The organism is Haloplanus sp. HW8-1 (genome assembly GCF_023703795.1).
Lineage (GTDB): Archaea > Halobacteriota > Halobacteria > Halobacteriales > Haloferacaceae > Haloplanus > Haloplanus pelagicus.
Window position 1 is genome coordinate 52,185 of the sequence record NZ_CP098520.1, and the last position, 22,415, is coordinate 74,599.

Here is a 22,415-nt window from a genome sequence, read left to right on the forward strand (position 1 = left end):
CGTACTTTCAAGCAGGTGGCCGCCGTCTACCAAAGCGAATCCCATGACTCCACCCGACATCCCAGGTATTCCCGCCCAGATAGCCCTCGAAGCACGGTTCCACGGAGGCGGTGAGTGAGATGAGTTCTTCTGGCAACGGCCAGGGCCACACGGACGGCCAGGATGATCGGCCGGTCGAGGTCGCGGACGTCGTCGAGGATTACCTCACGGACAAGGGCAAAGGAGCGGAAGGAAAGAGCGGGACGTACAGGAGGGATGCAAAACGCGAACTCGACCGCTTTCTCACTTTCCTCGAACATGAGCGCCCGCGTTCGCCTACGACATTCGAGGAGCTGACTATCCGGGATATCCGCCAATACGCTCGCCATCTCGGGACACAGGATTGGACTGAAAGCACGAAGCAGAACTATTACGCCCACATTTCAGCGTTCTGCGGATGGGCAGTACGCGAGGGATATCTCGACGAGAATCCGGCGTTAAAATCACGGGCGAAAGAGCCACTTCCAGAAGACGACGGACGTAAGACCGAGCGCCAACAGGCGTGGTCACCCGAGCAGCGAACGGCACTCCTGAAGTACGTCGACGAACAGGCACACGAAGCCATCGACGAAGTAGGTGAGAACCGCTACGAGGCGATCAAAGCGTGTCGCGACCGGGCGCTCGTCTATCTCCTGTGCTTCTCGGGCGTCCGCGGCGCGGAAGTCCTAGGCGATGTCGCCGACGCCCGGCGCGGTCGCGACGGTCTCCGGTGGTCGGACGTTTCCCTCGAGGACAACACAATCACCGTCCTCGGGAAGAAGGGTGAATGGAGCGATAGGGCTGTCCCACCGTCTGCGATCCCGTCACTCGAACGCCTCCGGTCAGTACTGAACCCATCGAGTGACGACTGGCCCGTGTTCACGACGCTGTCGTATCCCACCCTTGTCGAGACGTTCAAAGACGAACTCGTTGAGCGGGACTATACGCGCAAAGAGGCTGAAAGTCTGCATCGCGAGCGGGTGAACGATGGGGACGTCTCGATGATCGAACTCTGTGTCGAGTACGATGTCGACCCTCCGGCGTTGACGACCCACAGCGCACGGCGGATTTTGCAGCGACTCACAGAGGACGCAGACATCGAGTTGGATGACGACAAACACGGCTATCTGGCGCCGCACGGCGCTCGTCGGGGAGCTGGCGAGGTGATGGTTCGGGAGTTCGGGTACACGGAGGCTGCACGACACCTAGATAACTCCGAGGAGGTGGTTCGCGAGCACTACTCACATATCGAGGCGAGTGAACGCGCTCAGATGGCTGAGACGGCGTTTCAGAATCAGCGACCTAGCCAGAAAGATGTGCCCGACCAGGACTCCGACGGGTAGCACTCATCGATCCACTGTGCCCCAGTCGGTAGCGATCTTAATGTCTGTCATAGTAGTGCTAACATGTTGAATGTTCAAAATGTAGTTACCGTGAATAATGGAAATAGTGTAACAAATAGTACTAACAGCAATAGCCTTTTTAACGGTAATATCGCTAATAACGGTACTACTGACAATAGTAGTGATAATGATAATACCGCATATACTGTTAAAATCGGTATTACCGTTATCATTGTCGCATCAGAATAGGCCCTACATAGGTTAAAATGCCGAATTGGAGAAATAGAAGCAGATCAATAATAGCATTATTAACGGTAGTACCGTTCTGAACGGTAATCGTCTGACGAACAATTATAACGGTATGAATTCAATTTGAGGGTAGTTATGACCGACACCTACCCAGAAGTACTCGCCATCTCGTTTCAGAAGGGTGGCACTGGCAAGACATTCACCTCGTTGAACATTGCGGGCGGTCTTGCAGCTCGCGGCTTCAACGTGCTTGCCATCGACCTTGACCCACAGGGCACTCTCACCGCAAACCTTGGGAAGCGAGACCTCTACAAAGACCTGAACGCGCTCTCACTAGATGAAATCCTTTTAGATCCGAAAAGTTGGGATAATGTGAACGACCTCATCCACACCGACCACGAAGAGTTCGATCTTATCCCCAGCAACCAGAGTTATAATGGAAATAAAACACCCCTAGACTCGGCTGATGCCGGCGAGAACCGATTGGGGCGACTCTTAGAACGACTTGAAGACGACTATCACTACGTTGTCTGTGATTGCCCACCGGATTTCTCACCATACGCGAAGAACGCGGTCACGGCCGGCGAGAAGATCGTCGTGCCGATGGAGCCGGAGACGGAGATGCCGCATTCGACAGATCTGTTGTTCGACCAATATGAGGTCCTTGGAATGATGCACGATCTCGAGATTCAGTATCTCGCATTCCTGATGACGGTTAACTCGACGAAGATGACCAACGAGAACAAGCGAATGGTCGAGTGGTTCAATGAAACTTTCGACGAGAAGGGCGTTATTACTGACCATCGAGCGGCGTTCGCGAGGGCCAAAAAGAGCCAGCAGTCAATCTACGCTCACCCAGAATCGCTCCGGAACGACGAAGTCGAACGATACGACGAACTCCTTCAATTGATTCTTAAGCAGACATCACCACCGACGCTTGGATTGGATGTTGAAGCGGCAAAGGCGATGACCGTCGAAGATATTCGCGCTGTGGCGGCCGACCAAGAGGTGGAAGCATGAGTGACGATCCCTCTGAAGACGACTTTGAGGCACAGATGAGCGATGTTTCAGAGCGGGCACAGAAGCTCGGAGTCTCCGGTTCGGACCCAAGCTCGAGTTCGGGCGCTGAATCGTTGCCCGAAAATACCACGGGTGACACTGAGGAGATAGCCGAAGTGGATTCTGATGATCCATCGGCTGCTCAGCAGGCAGTTGAACAAGAGTCACGCACGACTGGAGGACCTGATACCCACGAATACCCGAACCCAGATAGGGAGCTGGGAGCGCTTGCTGATGTCTATGTAAATAATAACGTATTCCTCTCACCCGAGGTCGTCGACGCCGTTGAGGGTCTCTGGGATGACGTCGAGTATGAATGGAAGAAGTCTCACGACACAGAACTCAACAAGAACTGGGACTTCTACATGGCCTGCTTCCGGGTCATCTTAGACAATCCCAATCTCATCCGTGACGAACTTGGTATGGACACTGAGGAGTAATCTCAGCGTTCTCTCCTGGCCAATAATATCACTTGTTTATGTGTTCGGTATATAGGTGTGAACACTCATATTGGTAACAGTGGTAGTAACGTTAGTATGATTAATACCGTAGATACCGCAAACAACTATGCGGCCAGTGAGTTAGAGACTTCGCGAATCGATATCAAGATCTCGGGTTGTAGAGGTGGCGATAGGCATTCTAAACGAAAAGCAGCGCGAGTTCCCTGCCCCATCGTGGGCGGGGGTGGGGCGCGTCACTCCGGCGCGTGTTCCGTCTCTTCGATATACCGCTCAACCACTTCCTCCGACACCGCACCTGTCGTTCCCACGTAGTACCCAACCTTCCAGAATCCGCCACCCCAGAAATACGACTCCCGAATCTCGGGATACCGCTCCAGCAAGTGCTTACCCGAGTACGACTTGAACTGCCGAGCGAGGTCGGCTGGACTGTGTTTTGGGTCGCACTAGACGAACAGGTGTACGTGGTCGTCTGCAATCTCCAACGCCAGAATTTTGTGCCCGAAGTGGTCGGAAGTCTCACCAAACAACTCTCGCACATCGTCTTCAACCACGTTGAGAACCGGGTGACGGTACTTGTGACACCAGACAAAATGATACTTACAGGAACTAACCGAATGTGCATGACTGCGGTACTCCTCTATCTCTAATCCCTATATTTATGATGAGTTAGAACGATTGTCAAAGCATGGGTGAAGAAGCCACGAAGACGATCCGGACGCGCCTCCACATAGCGTCTGGTGAACGATCGTGGCTTCACAACGCCCGCCTCGCCTCACGCGAGATCTTCAACCAAACCATCCGCCTCAAACAACAAGGGTACAATCGCACCGAGATACAGAAGGGGGTTGACCGCAACGACTTCCTACGGAACAACAAGTGCGCGGTCGTCGGCAAAGCCCTCCAAACATGGGACTCCTACCAATCACTCAAAGACTGGTGGGAGAACCAAGACGACCCTGACGGAGGGAAGCCGACTCCGCCGAGTACGGACAAATCTGGTGCGTATCCACTTGTGATGGCGCACACGGAAGGCTACCGCCTCACCGTGGACGACGACACGAACCGCGTCCAGTTCCGCATCAGCCCGAAACCCTACAAGAACGTGAACGGACACCTGCGCGGCGAACCAGACGCAATGGACGAACTGCGAGACGCCCTCACGTCGGACGAGGTGGATGTTGGGCAGGCCGAACTCCTGTACCGCGATGGCGTGTATTACTTACACGTCACGGTTACACGCGTGTTCGACGTGCCCGAACCCGATACCGCCGATACGGTAGTCGGTGTGGACATCAACGAGCGCAACGTCGCACTCACCGCCTTCGACCGCGAGACGATGCGGACGAAGGGAACACTCGTCCTCGACTACGGATGGGTTAAGCAGGAACGCCAACGCTACCACACGATCACGAAACGCTGTCAGGAACACGGCAAGACAAGTATTCATCGGAAACTCGGTGACAAGGAGGAGCGGTTCACCGAGTGGGTGTTGCATCGGCTTTCCCGTGCTGTCGTGGAGCTCGCAGAGCAGTTCTCGAATCCGGTTATCGTGTTCGAGGATATGAGCGGTATCCGCGACGAAATCAAGTACGGAACATATATGAACCGCCGGTTGCACAAACTGCCGTTCCACAAGTTCGAGAAGTTTGTCTCGTACAAGGCGACGTGGCGAGAGATTCCTACGGATACGGTAGACGCGTACTACAACTCGAAGACGTGTTCGTGCTGTGGTGAACGTGGCAGTCGGCAGGGACGGCGGTTTCGGTGTACGAACGACGAGTGTGATGTAGCGCAAGACCACGCCGACCGGAATGCCTCAGTGAACATCGCGTGGCGCGAGAAGGCGAAGCTCGACGGTGACGAATCGAATTACCGGACTCACAAAACCCAACCGCAGGTTCGGTTGGTGCGTCTGTCCGGGTCGGGGCGTGTAAGCCGCCCAACCTCATCCCGCTCGCTTGCCGAGCAGGGAGTGTTAGCGCACGACTGAGGGAATTAGAAAAGCCTCGGGCGCGGTGGCCCGAGGCTGTTTACGTGAGTCCCACAATCATCAGCTGAGTCTCGTCGATCCTCCCCTGGAACAGCCTATCGGCTGTCGATTGGGCCAAAGGATATACCATGTGAGTCAGTATATTCAACTCCGACAGGACTACGACACCCGGTCAGGAACGTCTGCGCGGACGAGTGACAGGTTCGCTCCCGTTAGAATGAGAGTGGGCTTCGTCACTCAGGCACTTCTTGGAGGGTGTTCCCCTGTGGCCGGTGCTTTTGGAGGAGTACGGGCCACTACGCAGCAGACGTCTCCGGTAAGTGTCGTAGTTTTGAACCTGTTGGCATAATTTAACAGAGATCTGGTAAGAGTATCCTACTCTCGTCGAGGTCGTATCCTTCTGCAATGCTGACCTCCAGGAGGACCTCTACGAGGAACTCGAGGTCATGGATCTCCTGGTCGAGCTGGGCGCGTTCGAGTTCGCGAGCGAGGAGGGCATCGAGAAGATGCTGTTTGAGGATAGTGGCTTCTGCTGACCGAATCGCGTGAATCTCTTCGTCGGTTAACGCTGATTGAGTGGTATTGGGGAGCTTCCCATCAGGTCTGGGGACGAGGCCGGCTTGAATGTCAGTACGAACGCGTCGGTAGTGTTTGCAGCCACCTTCCGGTGGCTCATCGAGGCACGTACAGGTTCGTTGGAGTACGTCGACCTCGTAGATGCCCCCGGACGCCGATCGAACCTCGTAGATGCCACCCTGTCGGAGCAACGAGACGTCCATCTCTTGAGTCTGTGCCCGGCCCTCACGTCGGATTGCGGCGTTCTCAATAGACGGTGTCGATTCTTCTACTGGGTTGGAATCGGATGCTGCTGTTGCCATCGGGATATCGGTCTCCATGGGACGACGACACGTCGAGATGCTACACACGACTGGCAGGTGCCTCTAGTGTCGCCCCTCTACGCTCCGGGGGGAAAACAAAAATGGCGGGTAGAACCAGCCGGTTCGGCTGGAGGGGTGATTTGTCCTACGTTACAATCTCGGCTATATCGTTTGGATAGTTACGTAGGACAGTCGCCTACTGCGGCGAACGGACGGGTTTTCGGGGGGTTGTCGGGTTGATACCCCGAGTGCTATTTTACCGCATGGCGCGAATTAGAACGTGAGCGATACCAGAAAACACCCCCGCCAAGAATCCCTTCATGCCATACCTCGCCATGCGGCCGAACGGTGATCGGGTGCTCTCCTTAGACGTCGACGGCGACGACGACATTCTCTGTCCGCTGTGTGAAGAATCGCTGTTCCTCCGCCGATCGCATTACAACAATGGACGCTTCGTCTCGAAACACTTTGTCCACCACTCTGGGTCAGAGTGTCCGGGCGAGTCAAACCTCCACGCTAGATTCAAGACGATCGCGGCGATGAAACTCCGCGAGATTTTCGAGTCAGCAACCGTCAGTCACGAGTATACCATCCCGGGGACTGACCGAGTTGCGGATGTTGTCGCGACGTTTTCTGCGGAACTCTATCCGTTCGGGAAAGGCTTCATCGTCGAGATTCAGCACAAGCACGACGACAAGGAGATCGGCTCGCTCTCGTGGGACTACCTGGAAGCGGGATATTCGGTGTTCTGGGCGTATCAGTCTGACTTCGAGGGCCACGACATGAAGTTCGCCGAACATCGCGTGAAGAAACCGTGGCCCGATGCCGTCCCAATCGTCGAAGGTCTCGACGGCTACGCAGAGAGCGTGCGGCGGTTGATGAACCCGCCGGAACAGCCTGAGGTGAAGATGGAGATTCCGTTCCCAATGGAGTACCTGCGGGCCCACGCCCTCGAAGTGATCCCGCCGCTTCGGGGGTACTACAATAAGGGCGTCTCACCTGAGGGATGGAAGAAGGTTGACGCAATTTCCCTCCACGAAAAGGGGCGCGAACGGGCGTGGGTCAACGTTCTCCGCTCACCCGCGAACCACATCTTTCTCGAGTGGTGGAAGAAGGATACCGAGCAGGGCAATTCGGAGTACATAATCGTCCACATCGGGAGCGAGTTTCCCGAGAGATTTGAAGCGTTCATGGAAGAAACAAAGGAGTGGTTTGACTCGGGGAGTGCAGACCAACAGGTTGCACACTGGGTCGGTGGCGCATCGCTGAGTTTCCGAGGGACGGAGTTGTGTGAGAGCTGGATCTCTATCGCCAAAGTGCCATACGGTCCAGTGAAAATTGTGGTCGCTCGACGCGACAAGAAGGGAAACACGCGGACGTGGGCAGTGAATTACCGAAAGGGAGACCTCAGACGTCTGGCGGCGCTGCGCCACCCGATCCGACGGCTCTTCGGTGAACCCGAGAGGGATGCAAAGGCGGCGAAGCCGTCGTCGGATAGGAAGCGGTCAACGAGCAACCCGCCAGAGATGGTATGGGACTAGCGAGACGAACTGTTTTGACTACGTTACGAACATTCTGACCAGCCGCAGGCTCGGCAGGTTTTGCATCCCTCCGAGTAATACAGGGATATTGACCCACACTCTGGACACTCGGGAGATTCGCCGGCTTCGAGGAGTTCAGCAGTGCCATCTTCCTGCTTATCGTCTTCCCGGTCACTATCGTTATCGTTGGCGCCCGTATTCAAGTTCGCATCGTGATCAGCGACCGTGCCACCGTCGGCAGTGTGTGCGGCTGTGGCGTCTTCTTCGACTGCTTCCGCGAGGTTCTGCTGATGGGGGTAGTCGAGGTGGGGATCACCCTCAAGATAGCGCGCCATCGCGAGGCCGATGGCGTCCGGGATGGATTGCGTCTTGTCACCTTTATCCCACCCAACCTTCGGTGAGCGAATGCCTCGGAGTTCGCTGGCGATCTCCTCGGGATCAAAACCGGAACGGAGCCAGGTTGAGACAGTCTTCGCGAGTGCCTCGGTAAAGGAAGCGGTGAATCCGCCGGAGTTCCCGATATTCGCGAAGAGTTCGAACGGCCGGCCGTCGGCGTCCTCGTTGATAATGACGTAGAATTTGCCGTAGCCGGTCTGAACGCGCTGCGTGACGCCAGTGAGAACGTCTGGACATGGTTGCTTCACGGCCAGTTTTCAGGGGATTTGGAGTCGGTTTCGGTTGGTTCTGTGGTGTCAACCTGGTTGTGTTTCATGGGGTTGAGTTCTGTTTTGTTGTAGGTCGTCTGATGATGTTTCGCTGTGACGACGGTCGACATGTCTCACCGTTCACCTAGGCAAAGATAGGGGCAGAATGAGGTTAAGAACATACGGAGAAATCGCCGGATAGGGCGGTTCTATGTGCGTATCCCCACGGGATGTCGGGGGTGACAAACGAGAGTTAGAGCTCATCCCACGTGGGTGGCGCGGGCGACGAAGCAATCTCGTCGTCTGACTCATTCCCGAGGCCGTGGATGTACGCAAGCAGCTCTTCCGGTGGCGACATCGGTGAGACCGTCTCGGCATCGGCGGTGGACATGTTGTCTCCTTCGTGTTCGCCTTCCGACTCCTGTTCCTGGTCCTTTTCTCCGGGCGGGATCTCGCCGTTTTCCTCGTAGATGACGTCAATTTGCTCGGTGAAGTGGCGGACGATACCCGGCCGATCACGGTTCGCCCGCTCGTGTTCGAGGTATAGTTCAACGGTCGCGACCTCTTCCATCATCTCGATCGCGGGCGTGATGACCCGCGTGTTCCGTGTATCGAGGAGTTTCTCGGGCGGAAGCTGTTCGAGGAGCGATTCATCGCCACTCATGCTTGTCCTGGGAGTGTCGGTGGCTCGAAGCGGTTCCACTCGTCGAGATGGGAACAGATGTCTGCGACGACGTATTCAATGGCTTCTACCGTCGGCGAGTCGAGAGGTGGTGTCTCGACGATTACAGCGAGCTCGAGGGCATCCTCGAATCGGATGTGAGGGTGTGCGTCGTAGAGTACTTTGACGACAGCCTTCGCAAGTGTGTCTCCATCGAGGGATCTGGGATCGTCGATAGCGTCTCGGGCGACGGCGGTGAGATGGTGCACACGGCGGGTGGCGGCGATACTGGCGTCGATGTCGCTGCTGGTGGAGATGCGCTGTGCGGTCGTGATAGTGTTCATCGGAATGAATCCCTCCACCGAAGCGGGGGACGACAAACGAGGAGTGGTGATCCGGCCCTACGTTACATTATTAGTACGAAGGTAGCGTAGGATGATACATGCCCGAACCTGACCCCGACGCTGGCGCTCCCGCCAGTCCTGAAGAGCGGGGCGAAGCAATGCCTACACCCCCGGAAGGGCTAGCAAAGCGCGTGTGGGAGCCCCTGCAGGTACAGACCGTGTACGATCTAGAGCGAGTCATCGACTACTGCGATGAACTCATCGAGCACAAGGAGCGACCGGTGTCTCCGGATGAGAAGGTCGGAGCGGGTGAGGTCGCAGTCGAGAAGCCACCGCAGAACCTATCCCGCGAAAAGCGGCGTGCAGCGAAAGAAGAGTTTGAGGAAATGAGTACGGAACAGCTAAAGGAACTGTCAGACGAGGAGTTAACTCGATATGGACACCTTCAAAAACGGAAGCTCCCGTGTGGGCCAGGATGCGATGGTTGCCCACATGGTCCGTATCGCTACACTGTCTATCGGGATCTTCGAGGAAAGGTGACCTCGAGGTATGCGGGGAAGGCTGATGGCGAGTAGCACGATCGCGTCGACGAGGCCACTTCTGAGGCTGTGAACATCTTGCTGAGCCCGTCGGATGTCGTCCTTTGACTCGCCTCGATGGTGTAGTCCCTTCGACGTGCTGAAAGGCTGGTACAAGAAGAAGCGTTGCGTAGCTATTACGCAACTCGGTTATTTTAACTTTCATCCGGTCTGATATACTACCACAAAACGGCAACTCGACATGATCGTCTTCAGTTCCTTGTTCAAAATCTGCCATGCCTGATGCAACTGATTCGGAACACTGTCCGAAGTGTTCATTCGACCAGCTAGAGGCATTATACCAGATCAACGTTGAAGCGAAGAAGTACGCTGAGTCGGCAAGCAATAATTACTCCCGGGGAGCTAAAGCGCGAGCGCGGCATCACAGTATTCGGAAAAAGGCACTGTATGCGTTCAAACAGTCAATTCTCGAATCGTTAGTTGAGCGAGACTGCGTCGATGAGGTTCGCCTTCACAAAATCGACAACAGAGAATACTACTGCCTGTATATTGGTGAGTTCTCGTTCCATTCTCCGGTCGATGACTGGAGCGATCCGCCAGCTGATGACTTGTCTGCATCTCCGACGGAGTTGGATTCATTTGAGTCCGCAGCCGGTAGTCGAAGTGACTCTCTTTCGGAGCGTGAAGCACTCACTCGTCTGAGCGATGTGTTTGGGACGCCAAACGACTATCTTTCAGCGCCGTTTGTTGAGTACCATCACCCCGAATTTGCTGGCTGGTCGTATCTCCCGGGGGCGATTGAAGAAGGTGACAAAGTTGACGGGCGTTTCGGTCGAGATACACAGAGTCCGTATGAAGAGTTTCTGTTTGTCGCTGGGGACGAATTTGACACGCAGAACGGACACTGCCGTATTCGTGACCGATACGAGGCGTGGCTGACACCACTCTGGGACCAATCTCCAATCACCCCAAGACCAGTCTACGACGTAGAACTTGATGGAGAGTTGCGAGAAGGTGTTCGACAGCGACGGCTTGTTGATGACTGGTATATTCTCGCTGAAACTCTGCATGACCCGCTTCCCGACGTAGAAGGGAGACAGGCGGAACTCGCAGGCAGCTCCTATGAACAACCCGTCGAGTTCGACCTCGGTGATATTGTCGAAATTGATCCTGACAGGGACGAAAGCGGGCCATATTACTGGAGGATTGTCCAAGCGTCCATCTCCTACAACTTGGTTCTCTGCAAGTTCGAGCCCGTTGGACCAACTGAACACTCCGAACCGTCACTTGCAGTCGAGGAGTTTGCTGATGACGTTGTCGCAGTCCATGATTCCCCACCAGCCTTGGAGTGACTCAGACAGACGCCCCGTTCGTATTCAGCCGTGGGTTGCAGTATCGACGATACGCCCGGAGTCACGACACGCGGCGAGCCACCCATTTTGGTAGCCGATCCCCGCGAGGTCGTCGAAGGGGAATCGGATCGTTACGTGATCGGGTGTAATGTCGGGGAGTTGCACACGGAGCGAGTGTTCATCCTGGTCGGTGGCCTCGAGGTAGTCACTTCCAGCAAGCGCATATAGCTCCCAGACGATGTCCCGACCGTCCTTGGTCGTCTCGGGCCACTCCACATTAGAGAGCACCGTGCGGACGTCCTCGACCCACTGAGCGGTGTCCACATCGTCGTCGGTGATGGCGACATCGTAATCGTCGATGACGCGGTCGGGATCAAGCAGTCCGAATTTCGCAGAAAGGATCCACCAGCGAGCACAGAGTGTCTCAGCGAAATCGCGCTTGAGGCCGAAGTATGTCGAACGGTATTTTTCGCGAGCAGGAAGCAAGCCGTCGTGTTTCGCGTCGCCACACCCGACGAGGGCAGTTCGGCGAACGAGGAGACCACTTCGATCACTATCCTCACGGCCTCCACCGTCAGTCTGAATCGTCTCGATTGTGGTCTGTCTCGTTGGCATCTGTCGTCTCGGAGCGGCGTGAGTCACCCCCGCCACGAACCTGTGTGCATCAGTCGGTGCGATTTTGACACCCGCTGGGGATGAATCTACCTCCGCGGGACACTCAGCGTCATTAGTAATCGGGTGACTCTGATTGTACCTAGGATTCGCTTGATATGGGAGCCGGATTAATAGTGGACGTCGACTGGCGTCACGTAGAACGAGGTCTCGTCGTTCCCTGTATCATCGGTCGCAATCTCGTCGAGAAGTTGTTCGTATTCGGCTTGGCTCCGAATCGCGGTTCCGTATTCGTTGTAGAGGTAGTAGACCGGGCCGGCGTATTCACCGACAGAGTACATCGCATACCGGACGTCGATTGAGTAGGAGTCGATGAACTCCTCTTCGCTTCGGGTTGGGCCGAGAGGGTTCCACGGTTCGACGTCGGCTTTAATACGGGGGCTTTCGAGGAGTTCCTTGTCGGTGTACTCTTCGAATCCCTTGCGGATGACGGCCATTCTTCGAGCGAGTTCGCGAGTGGTTGATACCCAGGCGCCCTCGAGAAGATCGTTCCCGATCTCGGAGTCGGCACGAGCGGAGCCCTCTTCACGGAAGATGTCAGGGAGTGACTCGCTCCAGCGACCACCATCGGTCATGAGTGTGCCGTAGTCGAACGTCGGGTAGAGCGGCGCGTCAACGCCCTCAAAGAGGCCGTGGGCGATGCCGGTCGCGTCTTCGGCGTCGTAGGCTTCGGAGACGACTCTGATGAGCATGTGCATAATGAATTTGGTCAGGGGTAGAGGGCGAATGCGGTATCGTCGGCGTCGATGCCGAATATCGCGCCAGGAGCGTTTCCTTCGGGATCAGTAGATGGATAGAGGATCGTCCCGGACTCGAGTTCGAGAACGACTGTCGATTGCCAATCATGGGCTTGCCAGCCTTCGCGTTCAAGTTCTTCGCTGGTCATTTCACGAACGTCGGCGATGCGCTGTCCGGCGATATTGTCGTCTGTGGTGGATTCCATTTTGAGTGGGCCTCCACCGCGTGGGGGCCCGACAAACGAGCACGAGTTAGTCCGCCGCGTCCTCGTTCTCGTTTTGGGAGTGCTGCACGGGAATCTCGAATATGATGTGACTCTCCGTATCCGTGGTGAGTTCGTCCACCTCGGTCCAGGTGTACCAGGCTTCTTCGAGGAGATCGGTTCGGTTGGGTGTCTCGGAGATGGCGTAGACCGAGGCGCTAATGCCTTCGGTGGCGAAGCGAATATCGACGGTGAGTTGGTCGGTGTCGTCAGGTGAGACACCCATCTGACGGGTTTTGCTATCCGGGACATCGTCACTGCCGCTGTCCTGGTCGTCGAGATCGCCCCGGTAGCGGTGGGGGAGAACGTGGTCGGGGATATCGTTCTGCTCGATCACCGCGTCCTCCCGCTCATCGAGTGTCTCCGTCAGGTCCGTGAGCTTCTCCTCGGCTGTCTCGATTGCGGTCTTCTTCCGGGCGTAGGTCTCATCCATGAAGTGGTACTTCCGGGTGTCGTCGTAGAAACGGATGCCCTCCGACCGCTCCCGTCGCTTGGTCCCCAGTATACCGTAGCCCGCCAGATAGTCAGTCCGATACTCGGCATGGGTGTCACTCACGGTCTGCTCCCGGAGCCGAAAGCGCCCGATTGTTTCAGGCCAGTCGATATCTTCCTGCTCGGCCTGCTGTTCGGCCCGGTCGCGCTCCTCGGCCCGAACCTCCTTGATGTGCGGAACGAGTTCGTCGAGCGCGTCCTGGGCGCTCTCGTGGAACTGCCCGCTCCCGTCCCGCCGGGTCCCCACCGGGTCGACGTATTCGATGTCCCACTCACCGGCGCCGGATGAGACGTCGTCGTCCCGAAGCCACATTTCGGCCAAGTAGCCGTCCGGATGCTCAACGAGGATCGAGGGCTCTTGCTCGGCGTCCTCGTGCTCATCGACGATTGTCCAGTGTTCGGGAACGTCCAGAGAGTCAACGATCCCCTCCATGACCGTCTGTTCGGTCACACTCTCGACGCCCTCGAGCTCATCGACGTCGCCGCCGGCATCCTCGGTTGCCTGGGCATTGACGTCGATGGGGAGACCGTGGCGGGTGATTCCACGGGCCTTTAATTTCGGTATCGTTGTCCGGATCGATTTGGCCGAAGCGTCCCCGATTCCCGGCCACTCCGATAGGTCCTCGGTGTTATCTTCGACTTTCAGGACGTGACTGGCACCCGAACCCATCTCTTTGATCGAGTTGGCGACGTTTCCAGTGACTTCGAAGGCTCGAGTGATCGTGGAGGGGGTCCATGAGCCGTTGGCCAGCGCATCGAGCGCACTCTCCCGAGTTCCACCATCGAGGTATTCCGGGTCCTCGGTCGCCTGGCTGCCGGTGAGATCCGTCTGCCCCTCGATCACCTCGGAAGCGAGGCTGGCCTGCTCGCCGGGGTTAGCAGGCGGGTCGCACACGTCGTTTCGGTTGTCGACGAACTCGTCACTCCTGTCCACGACCTCTCCAGTGGAGTTCGTCGAATTGTTGCTACTCGCGTCGGTCGGCGGTGGTGAGGGCATTCTGTGGGCCTCCGCCGTGCGGGGGCCGGACAAATCGAGCCCTACGCAACATACGGACACCGACAGTTCGCACCGTAACGTAGGACCGGGCGACCGTTACGGCCGCTCGTCCACGACCTCGTCCCAGAGCCCTTCGTGGTATTCGACGTAGTTGCGCTCGGTCTGTGTCCGATATGCGAAAGTGCGCCCGTCTTCGTAGGTGACGATAATGGCCTGCTCGATGGGATAGTGGCCATCTTCGTCCTCGTAGTCCACTAGTTCTGCCCACTCATCGGGTGACCCAAGCGGATCGGGATCGCTGAGATCCCCTCCGTTGGCAACCCAGATCGGGTCATCCGGTTCTTTGACGGCGGGCTCGAGGCGTTCGATTGGCGTCTTCCCCTCGGCGGGCCACACTCCACGTTCCTCCCAGAATGCTCGCATCTCACGGAGGCTTCGACGGACAGTCCCACGGATGGTGAGGAAGTCAGCGTCTTGCCACCCGTCGCGTGACCAGGATTCGCCTTTGTAGGCGATACCCTGCGGGCCGTTCCAATCGAGACCGATGATGTCCGCAGGCGGGTCCGCTGTGAGATTCGGTTGGGTGAGCTCCTGGATGACGCGCCATTGCTTCGTCGGGCTGGCTCCAAGGAGATGCACACGGTGACCGCGCCAGTTGGCGATATCCGAGAAGTGCCACGCTTTGATGTTTGAACGCCCCATCGCGTATCCGAGGACGAGCGATTCCCCGGGGATATCAGCGTTGGCGACGATATCGATGGCCTCGCGACACTTCGGGACGATGATGATGGTCGCGTCTGGGTAGTCGGATTTGAGTTCGCGGGCGGCGTCGACAAACGTGTGTGCTTCCTCAGGAGTGCGGGCATCGCCAACGACACCGATTTCGGGCTCAACCTCACGGAAGCGGGTGAGATACCGATCGAGGTCGGGCCGATTGAAATCGTTGTCGAGCATGAGGATCGGGACGTCAACGTTGCGGAGATGGCTATCCTGAATCCGACAGTCCTCGCGAGCGCCGGTAACGAATCCGAGGGCGTATGCCTCAGTCGCAAACGGGGCTCGATGAAGGAACCCGATGTACTCGGCACGACGAGCGACTTCGATAGGGAGCGCGTCCTCTTCGCGTTCTCGTTCGGTGTTGCTGTCGGCCTCGATCTCGGACCGGTGGTCGGAATGCTCGCCTCCCGATGCCTGGTGTCTGTCCTCGAGTGTGTCAAGAGTCGCCGGCGAGAGGTACGTGGAGAGGTCGAGTTGGCCGTGGCCGATGCTCTCGACTGAACTGGTATTGGAACTCACCATAGGAAGTGGCCGTCAGGATGGTCAGCTGGCGGCGCACGGCTCCGCCGCCGACAAAAACTGGCGGACGAAACCTCGCCTACGCGGAAGACACAGAAGGGGAGCTCGACGACGAGGATGCTCGTTCGGATGGCTCCACGGATGGGTCACGAAGATGGTCGTAGTCGATCTCGAGGCCAGCGATTCCCTCGACTGCGGCGGTCGCGACGTTCCCGGTGAGGCAGTTCTCGACAGTCGCGTAGCCGTGGAGCCGAGCCCACTCACAGGCGTCGGCGATGAGTCCCCGAAGCACGTTCACCGGGTAAGCGAGGGCGTCGGTCTGGACGCTCGCAGTGGACAGCGTGACGGCTTCGGTGTTGTCCCGGGTGTTCTGCTCCCCGGAGTGGTCTCGAAGGCAGAGTACGGCAACCAGGGAGTCTTCTGGCGTCCGGTAGGCGAAGCACGCGACGAGCGGTGCGGTGTCGTCAGATTCGCCACAGTCGTACTCATCGAGGAACGCCTGGGCGTCGGTGGTGAGGGTGGTTTCTCGACGAGCCGGGTGCTCCTCGCGGGTCTGGACAAGTTCACCCTGGGCGACCGTGCGGGGAGAGGCACATGCGGGTCTGACTGGTGTGTTCTGGTCGGTGAGGCGGGCCTGATCGGGACTGACGCGACCGGCGGGCCGTCGGGCCTCGATCGAATGACTGGCGAGGACGTATCTGTAGCGACACTTCCGGTACGTTCCACCCCCGGCGCGGCCCTCACGAGAGTGCCATTCACTCCGGTCAGCTATCGTCGTCCCGAGGAGCTCGAACCCAGCGGCCTGATACATGGTTCCCTCGTTGCCGTTCTGGACACCGGCGTACGTGAGCAGGCGATCGTATCCTTCGAGGCGACTCCACGCACAGCAGCGTGAGAGGAGCCACGATCCGGTATTCGCGGGCCGGTCGGGATGGGCAGCGAAGCGATACAGTTCGACCGTCCGACCGTCGGCGTTGTGTCGCCCCCGCGGGCGTCCGAGGACCGCCATCGCAACCTCTCGGTCCTGGTAGGTGGCAGTGAGTGCGATTCGGAAGGGCGTGGTCACTGGGTCGTGCTGATACGCGACGTCGGGGTGCTTCAGGAAGCCGTTGACACGCTCACGGACTCTGGACCCACGCTCAGCGCGGAGCGATAGGTGCCCCGTTGACGACGCACCACCGGGCGAGACGAGACGGGGGTCACAGTCGCGGTATGTCCGATAGGCGTGGTAGGCGGCAAGGGAGTCGAATTCCGTCTCGAGTATGACGATCTCCCCGGAGTCGATCATCGCATCGGTCTCGTCTTGGTTGGGGAGGCGACCGATACTAAGTGGGCCCCCTGGCGGGACGTACCAGTTGAAGGATCCGATGGAGTCGTCCCCAATGCATCGCCCGATAGCGTTGAGGTAGGGGAACGCGATGATGTCGCCGGCGCGAAGCGGCCGTATCACTCTGGACGAGGGGTGGTGACGAGTACTCACGGGAAAGGAGAGGCGTTAGGCGGATGCCCAGCCAAAGAACAGGTACGTGTCTTCTTCGACGTGAATACATCCAGCAGGGCCCCACTTGCTGTCGATTCGAGAGTCCTGTTCGTCGATAAGCTGGCTGGCGTACTCGGCGGGGTCGGTGTCGCCTACTTCGTCGTCGGGAATACGGGTGAACGAGGTTTTCTCCGCGATGGTCCCGGTGTATCCACCTTGGCCGTAGTGGTACTGGGCGTCCTCGACGGCGTCGCTAAACGCGCTCTTGGCGTCCTCGCCGTTCGCTCGGGTGAAAAACGTGTGAGCGCCCATCAGCGGTCTCCCTCTAATTCGTCTTCACTGAGGTGAACCGCCTCGGCGTCGTCTGGAACAAGTTCCTCATAGGTTCGGAATTCCTGGCAATCAACACAGAAGACTCCGTTCTCACCGATATCGGAGTCGGTGATGGGGCCATTCTTTGTCACTTCGACATCGATATGTCCGTTCGCAAAGCGATGCACAGCTCCGAACTGTACTTGATGGATGATCCACGAGAACCGTCCGTTTCCACAATCTGGACAGACAAGCAACTCCGATTCGGAGTTCATCTAACGACCTCGTATATTCGCCGGTTTGTACTGCGGCTGGTGGTTGCCATCTTGTTTGGACTCCTCCACCGTCTCGGGGGCCACAAACAGGGTAAAATCGATCTCGTATGTGAAAGGAGTCATAGAATCGTTCACAGCCGATTTACTGCGGTGCAAGCGGTAGAAAATGTTGAATCATATATGATTACAGAAGCCGCTGCAAGATACAGAGGACGGGTTCCGCACGCAATCTTGAATACAGGACACAGAGTGAGATGCTACATGAACAACAACATTTCGCTTGACGGACGGACAATGGTCGGAGTCACGAATACTGACGACGGAGAGGTGAGCGGGGACACGAAGTTCCATTTTGAACAGGACGGTGAACGAATCTACGCCCACTACGAGGGTGGTGATGTGGTGGATGGACACCTTGTTGGAACTGTTGAGGGCAACCATTGGGACATCCGATACACACAGATTAACCGGAACCACGAGACTGCAACGGGCCACTCTGTCGGGGTCATCGAAGTTCTAGAAGATGGCCGCCTGCGAGTTGAGGATGAGTGGAAATGGGAATCACAGAGAGGCAGCGGTGAAACGGTACTCGAAGAAATCAAATAAGGTAGCACTGAGTGTGCAAGATACAGCGCGCGTATCTTGCACGCGAGTCTTGACAAGACTTGGATAGACAGAGAGCGCGGAGCTTTCTATGACAGGCTCTCTCGTAATCAACCGTCAGTAGTAGAATGGACACTCAGGGTGAATGCCGGGACGATCCATAGCTCCTCGTCAGTACTGCCGTACTCGGGCTGAGTGTAGTCGCTGGGATCATCAGGGACGGTGTAGCTGTCGATGAGGTCTATGAACTGCCCGGCGCGGCAGATTGCGGTTCCGTCCTCGTCGTAGAGGTAGATGTCAGGTTCGGGTTCGAAGTCAACTTCAGGGCCTTCAGAGAGGTGATCACCCCAGTTGGTGCGGTTGTGGGCTTTATTAAATAGTTCGAGGCCGCGTTCGCTCGCGACGGGCACGGCTTCAGGGAGTGCGCCCCAGCCGATATTGAAAGGACGGATATCCGGGTCGTCGGCTTCGTGGAGGAGCTCAAAGGTCATCCCGTCGAAGCCGGCGGGCTTCTTGGGGGCGTTCTCTCGAGCATCGAATGCAAGGGTGGCCTTGACGATCGCCTCGAAGCGAGATTTCGCCGGCACGACGGCGAACGCGAGTGCGTCAATTCGTTTCTCGTAGGTCACGGAGACGTCGTCGTGAATAGGTCCATAGGGATTCTCCGATTCGAGTTCCGTGTCGCGCTCACATTCCTTGCAGAGGGCCCGATCGGGATCGACGGGGCGATCACACTGGGTACACCGCGGGGCTTCGTCGACGGTGAATTCGCCGGCGTCATTGGGGCCGTAATGCTCGTCTTCAAAAGATGTGTCTCCGAAGTCGTCCTTGCCGTAGAATCTCCGGTCGTCGTCCCAAGGGCTTTCGGCGTTCATGGAGGGATTCCTCCCTCCTTCATAGATTGTTCTCTAATATAAACGAGCGCAAGCACTAGCGGCGAGCTTGAAGCAAAAGGGGGTTCATTGATAGGGTACGCGAGATGCGTCCTGTTCGCGAGAGTCCGCTTGTTGGCGGCGCTGGTCGGCCTCGAACATGAAGCGAGCGCTGGCTTTGTCCCCATCGAGGGTGCGCTGATCGACGGCGGTATCTGCAAACAGCGTCCTCTGGCGTCCGGACGCGTCCTCGGGAACCGTCTTCTCACCGTTCTGAGCACGGATAGCGGAGAGAGAACGGTTGTCGACGAACTCGTCGGAGCCGCCGGTCTCGATTCGTGAGGCTCGCTCCCGGGTATCAACGTTGACTCCGTGGTGAAAGAGCGTGGTCTCGAAGGGTTCGTCATCGAGGGCAAACAAACCGGCCTCGTCGATGATCTTCGTCTCGGTATTTTCGGGGTCATCTTGAGCTTCGTCTTCGTGTTCAGTTGTCACGAAAACAGACTGGTGATGCACAGTGAACGAGCGGTGTCGGTTCGGTACGCTGGCGCTGGTGTCGGTATCAGTACTCATAGATTGTAGTTCCTGCAGAACGGGTGATTCGACTGATATGATTCTCACGTCGTGCGGATTAGTGGGGTTGATGAGGCAGGCGATCCCCGCACCGCGTCCGGAGGCGACAAACGAGTTGGCCGTGGGCAGGCCGGTCTTGGATTTATATTGATGAGTTTAGCCATGACGGACCACTATATCCCAAATTCCATCGTGTCTGTAGAATCAAACTCGCCGAGGTTCTCGTTCCCGTTGAGGAGGATGATACGAAGTGTGTCGAAGTCTCCATCAAGGCTCCCCGTCACCGTAACAGGCCCGTACCAATACCCCTCTTCGTCGCGAACCTCACTCTCGGAGCAGGCAGGGTCGTGGCTGTACGCGAGGTAGATCGTCGCGGTGGGCCCCCTAACATAGAGATGATTGACGCCAAAGTATCCGCACTTGTTTCTGTAGTGGAAGCCGCCCTCTGCCGTGAACGCACCGTCGCCGTCGACGGTGAGCTCGAGGCCGTCCACCCGGTGCATCGTGTGGGGCGGGCTCACGACCCAGTCCTCGATGGTCGAATTGTGGACGGCAACGTCGGCGAGTTTCTTCCCAGGCTCGGGATCGTCGTAATGCGGATTCCAGTCGTTCGTGGCGGGCGAGGTGATCGGCCCGACATAGACGCGGTCAATTTGGTCGAAGCGTTCAGGATATCTGGTGTACGAAGGGGGGAGGTCGCCAGGCATCACGCCGGGACCGTTCGGCAGTCCACCAGGTCTCTCGTCGTCAGGGTCAGGCTCGGACGTTGGTTCGGGGGTTCCGTCGCTGGTGTCGGGTTGGTTCGTCGTCGTGGACGTTCGAGCAGGAGTCTGCCCACCACCGCTCCCGGGTCCGTCTTCGTCAGTCGCGTTCTGCTCGCTGTTGACGGGTTCTGCGCCGAAGACGCCGAGACATCCGGCGAGGCTGGCGAGGCAAAGTGTCCCAATACCGCCGAGAACAGTCCGACGGGTTACTCGTCGAGTGCTGCCGGGAGTGACTGCTTTCGGTTGGGAGAGCGGATCTTGAGGGGTCATCATAGAGAGCGGTCCCGCTTCTACACCTGTTCGCGTTCGTCGTCGGACTGTTCTCCTTCTCGTGCTCGTTTCGCTCGGAGCTGTCGAGCCTCACATTCGGTGAGGGCTTCTTCTGGGACGCTGAGATAATCGAGCGCCCACTCTTCGATCTCAGGAAGCGTCATCGGGTGAGGGAGTTCGTGATGCCCGACGGGACGGGCGAGGAAGGAGCCATCATCGTCGCGAAGATCCTCATCATAGTACCCGAGAAAGTATCGCTCGAGGCCGTTCACCCCTGGACCATCCATGATGGTAATCATGGTGAAGGAGTCCGCCTCGAACTCTGATTCGAGGCTGAGGGTCGGATATTTGGAGGTAATATTCACAGGTACAGTAGGACTGGTCTGCTCATAAGTGAGACTGAATCACATCAAATGTGGCGGCTACAGTTCTTTCGAAGGACATGGCTCTTCTATCTCAGCGCCGTCGGTGTCGTCCAGACAGAACTGCCTGTTCCATAGGTTGAACTGGAGTTGCTCGCAGAATCGACACCAGGCGGTATTTTCCTCGTATGGATGCCGATTCGGGTCGATTAGGTTCCCACAGATACACTCAACCAACGGGTCGGCAACGTCAGGACGGCCCGGCTTCCCGGCAGCGAACGCGCTGAGGGGGACGACTCGCAAGCGCCCGGGTTCGGTTGCTGCGTCTGCCGGCTCATCGGCGTAGGCAGCCGCGATGAGTGCGTCGACGGCATCGCCGTAGTCCATGTACGCTTGGAGAGTGCGAATCCAGGCGGGGACGCGGTCGGCCCACTCAGGGTCAGTCACACGAGCGTGAGCGGCCTTCGACTGCCACGACGTCGTATCGGCCGAATCGAGTGCCCAGAGGGTCTCGGCGTCATCGAGAACGGTCTTCGAGATCCCGAAGCCGTGGAGCGCATACTTCGAGGGGATAGCGTCGCGCAACTCCTGAATGATCGCACGAACTTCATTGGTTTTGTTCGGGCGAAGAATTGACCCGATGCCAAGCGTTGGTGAGGCGAGGCCGTGCTCTTTGAGGTAGTCGAACGACCACAGATACTCTTCGATGTCGTGCCCCTGCAAGACGGCAACGGGTTCGGCGGTGAGACCGACGTCCTCCGCAGTTTCCAGGCAGTAGACGTGGTCGCGTATTGACCACTCCTGGTGGGTGCGGACATCCCGGTCGGCGTCGCGAAGAAGATCGTGGGCACACGCCCAATCCCGGAGCGTGTACTTTTCGATTTGATCGTCGTACTCGCTCAAGTAGGCAACATAGTCGTCGATGCTCGTCGGGTAATGGTTGAACTTCTTCTGAACGCTGTACCCGCCGGAATCGATGAACCAGTTCGGCCCCTCGAAAGGGCGATTGTCCCGGCGAGCGTAGGATATCATCGCGTATCCAGGGTGTGGGATGGCGTTGAGGTCGACACCAGCAGCGAGAAGCGCTTCCAGATCGTCGAGATCGAGTGCGTCGGGATTTGTGGCGGCAAGTGCAGCCGTCCCGATGGCTTTTCGCGATGATCCGGACCCGACCGTGTAGTGGAACTTGAACCGCTCACTCTCCTGTACTCCAGGCGATAGCGATTCACCGTGAGAAGGCGATCGCTGACCGGGACTGGCGGGTGCTTCTGAGGACATCGTCTCTGATCTCGCGCACCTTCCAGCGAGCGACAAACGGAGGCAGTCGGGTGGCTTGGCGACCGAGCAATTGGGGGTTAACGAGATGCA

At 57.5% G+C, this 22,415-nt stretch carries 24 protein-coding genes and 2 pseudogenes; 8 read left to right on the forward strand and 18 right to left on the reverse strand.

What is annotated here, in order from left to right; translation table 11 throughout:
• Positions 1-119: 119 nt before the first annotated feature.
• The 3 genes from NBT82_RS19250 (at position 120) to NBT82_RS19260 (ending at position 3,109) form a co-directional block, all read left to right on the forward strand.
• Complete coding sequence (locus NBT82_RS19250) at positions 120-1,361, forward strand: tyrosine-type recombinase/integrase (protein WP_251331585.1); 1,242 nt, start codon at positions 120-122, stop codon at positions 1,359-1,361.
• Between the two features lie 384 nt (positions 1,362-1,745).
• Positions 1,746-2,630: a ParA family protein gene (locus NBT82_RS19255; RefSeq protein WP_251331586.1), complete on the forward strand. Its 885-nt coding sequence runs from the start codon at positions 1,746-1,748 to the stop codon at positions 2,628-2,630.
• Entirely contained in the window at positions 2,627-3,109 is a 483-nt protein-coding gene (locus NBT82_RS19260) for a hypothetical protein (RefSeq protein WP_251331587.1), read from the forward strand. The genes NBT82_RS19255 and NBT82_RS19260 overlap by 4 nt, the downstream gene beginning before the upstream one ends.
• A 254-nt stretch (positions 3,110-3,363) precedes the next feature.
• Here NBT82_RS19260 and tnpA read toward each other — a convergent pair.
• A pseudogene (gene tnpA, locus NBT82_RS19265) lies at positions 3,364-3,771 on the reverse strand (IS200/IS605 family transposase).
• A 44-nt stretch (positions 3,772-3,815) separates the two neighbouring features.
• Between tnpA and NBT82_RS19270 the strand changes: the two are divergent.
• Positions 3,816-5,120 (forward strand): RNA-guided endonuclease TnpB family protein, encoded by a 1,305-nt coding sequence (locus NBT82_RS19270; RefSeq protein WP_112077662.1) that lies wholly within the window; start codon positions 3,816-3,818, stop codon positions 5,118-5,120.
• A gap of 350 nt (positions 5,121-5,470) precedes the next feature.
• Here NBT82_RS19270 and NBT82_RS19275 read toward each other — a convergent pair whose 3' ends face one another.
• A complete protein-coding gene (locus NBT82_RS19275) occupies positions 5,471-6,016 on the reverse strand; it encodes a hypothetical protein (protein ID WP_127341293.1) in 546 nt (181 codons plus the stop codon).
• A gap of 302 nt (positions 6,017-6,318) precedes the next feature.
• On the opposite strand from NBT82_RS19275, the gene NBT82_RS19280 reads away from it, so the two are divergent.
• Positions 6,319-7,539: a hypothetical protein gene (locus tag NBT82_RS19280; protein WP_251331588.1), complete on the forward strand. Its 1,221-nt coding sequence runs from the start codon at positions 6,319-6,321 to the stop codon at positions 7,537-7,539.
• Positions 7,540-7,562: 23 nt separating this feature from the next.
• Here the strand turns inward: NBT82_RS19280 and NBT82_RS19285 are convergent.
• The 3 genes and pseudogenes from NBT82_RS19285 to NBT82_RS19295 form a co-directional block, all read right to left on the reverse strand.
• Positions 7,563-8,180 (reverse strand): annotated as a pseudogene (locus NBT82_RS19285) (TSCPD domain-containing protein); the annotation flags it as partial.
• Between the two features lie 256 nt (positions 8,181-8,436).
• Entirely contained in the window at positions 8,437-8,847 is a 411-nt protein-coding gene (locus tag NBT82_RS19290) for a DUF8129 domain-containing protein (protein ID WP_112077665.1), read from the reverse strand.
• A complete protein-coding gene (locus tag NBT82_RS19295; RefSeq protein WP_251331589.1) occupies positions 8,844-9,188 on the reverse strand; it encodes a hypothetical protein in 345 nt (114 codons plus the stop codon). The genes NBT82_RS19290 and NBT82_RS19295 overlap by 4 nt, the downstream gene beginning before the upstream one ends.
• A 98-nt stretch (positions 9,189-9,286) precedes the next feature.
• Between NBT82_RS19295 and NBT82_RS19300 the strand changes: the two genes are divergently transcribed.
• Entirely contained in the window at positions 9,287-9,763 is a 477-nt protein-coding gene (locus NBT82_RS19300) for a DUF6788 family protein (protein WP_127341294.1), read from the forward strand.
• 239 nt (positions 9,764-10,002) lie between these two features.
• Positions 10,003-11,079, forward strand: coding sequence for a hypothetical protein (locus tag NBT82_RS19305; RefSeq protein WP_251331590.1), 1,077 nt, complete (start codon positions 10,003-10,005; stop codon positions 11,077-11,079).
• A gap of 24 nt (positions 11,080-11,103) precedes the next feature.
• On the opposite strand, the gene NBT82_RS19310 is transcribed toward NBT82_RS19305, so the two are convergent.
• The 8 genes from NBT82_RS19310 to NBT82_RS19345 all read right to left on the reverse strand — a co-directional run bounded on the left by NBT82_RS19310 (position 11,104) and on the right by NBT82_RS19345 (position 17,603).
• Entirely contained in the window at positions 11,104-11,694 is a 591-nt protein-coding gene (locus tag NBT82_RS19310; protein ID WP_251331591.1) for a DUF6884 domain-containing protein, read from the reverse strand.
• Positions 11,695-11,861: 167 nt separating this feature from the next.
• Positions 11,862-12,443, reverse strand: a complete 582-nt coding sequence (locus NBT82_RS19315) for a DUF7995 family protein (RefSeq protein WP_251331592.1) — start codon at positions 12,441-12,443, stop codon at positions 11,862-11,864.
• Positions 12,444-12,460: 17 nt separating this feature from the next.
• A complete protein-coding gene (locus NBT82_RS19320) occupies positions 12,461-12,694 on the reverse strand; it encodes a hypothetical protein (protein WP_251331593.1) in 234 nt (77 codons plus the stop codon).
• 46 nt (positions 12,695-12,740) lie between these two features.
• Positions 12,741-14,177 (reverse strand): hypothetical protein, encoded by a 1,437-nt coding sequence (locus NBT82_RS19325; protein WP_251331594.1) that lies wholly within the window; start codon positions 14,175-14,177, stop codon positions 12,741-12,743.
• A gap of 159 nt (positions 14,178-14,336) precedes the next feature.
• Positions 14,337-15,539 (reverse strand): DUF6610 family protein, encoded by a 1,203-nt coding sequence (locus NBT82_RS19330; RefSeq protein ID WP_251331595.1) that lies wholly within the window; start codon positions 15,537-15,539, stop codon positions 14,337-14,339.
• 76 nt (positions 15,540-15,615) lie between these two features.
• Positions 15,616-16,986 (reverse strand): XF1762 family protein, encoded by a 1,371-nt coding sequence (locus tag NBT82_RS19335; RefSeq protein ID WP_251331596.1) that lies wholly within the window; start codon positions 16,984-16,986, stop codon positions 15,616-15,618.
• A 45-nt stretch (positions 16,987-17,031) separates the two neighbouring features.
• On the reverse strand, positions 17,032-17,328 hold the full coding sequence (locus NBT82_RS19340) for a hypothetical protein (protein WP_114450749.1): 297 nt from the start codon (positions 17,326-17,328) through the stop codon (positions 17,032-17,034).
• Positions 17,328-17,603: a hypothetical protein gene (locus NBT82_RS19345; protein WP_157969627.1), complete on the reverse strand. Its 276-nt coding sequence runs from the start codon at positions 17,601-17,603 to the stop codon at positions 17,328-17,330. Before NBT82_RS19345 ends, NBT82_RS19340 begins: the two co-directional genes overlap by 1 nt.
• A 261-nt stretch (positions 17,604-17,864) precedes the next feature.
• Between NBT82_RS19345 and NBT82_RS19350 the strand changes: the two genes are divergently transcribed.
• The gene (locus tag NBT82_RS19350; RefSeq protein ID WP_251331597.1) at positions 17,865-18,209 is read left to right on the forward strand and encodes an avidin-fold protein; all 345 of its coding nucleotides are present in this window, start codon (positions 17,865-17,867) and stop codon (positions 18,207-18,209) included.
• 107 nt (positions 18,210-18,316) lie between these two features.
• On the opposite strand, the gene NBT82_RS19355 is transcribed toward NBT82_RS19350, so the two are convergent.
• The 5 genes from NBT82_RS19355 to NBT82_RS19375 all read right to left on the reverse strand — a co-directional run bounded on the left by NBT82_RS19355 (position 18,317) and on the right by NBT82_RS19375 (position 22,361).
• Positions 18,317-19,081 (reverse strand): hypothetical protein, encoded by a 765-nt coding sequence (locus NBT82_RS19355; protein ID WP_251331598.1) that lies wholly within the window; start codon positions 19,079-19,081, stop codon positions 18,317-18,319.
• 84 nt (positions 19,082-19,165) lie between these two features.
• A complete protein-coding gene (locus NBT82_RS19360) occupies positions 19,166-19,573 on the reverse strand; it encodes a hypothetical protein (protein ID WP_251331599.1) in 408 nt (135 codons plus the stop codon).
• 251 nt (positions 19,574-19,824) lie between these two features.
• Positions 19,825-20,358 (reverse strand): hypothetical protein, encoded by a 534-nt coding sequence (locus NBT82_RS19365; RefSeq protein ID WP_251331600.1) that lies wholly within the window; start codon positions 20,356-20,358, stop codon positions 19,825-19,827.
• 347 nt (positions 20,359-20,705) lie between these two features.
• On the reverse strand, positions 20,706-21,050 hold the full coding sequence (locus NBT82_RS19370) for a hypothetical protein (RefSeq protein ID WP_251331601.1): 345 nt from the start codon (positions 21,048-21,050) through the stop codon (positions 20,706-20,708).
• 57 nt (positions 21,051-21,107) lie between these two features.
• Positions 21,108-22,361 carry a deazapurine DNA modification protein DpdA family protein gene (locus tag NBT82_RS19375; protein WP_251331602.1) on the reverse strand — a complete coding sequence of 418 codons (1,254 nt, stop codon included), beginning with the start codon at positions 22,359-22,361 and terminating at the stop codon, positions 21,108-21,110.
• Positions 22,362-22,415: the final 54 nt, after the last annotated feature.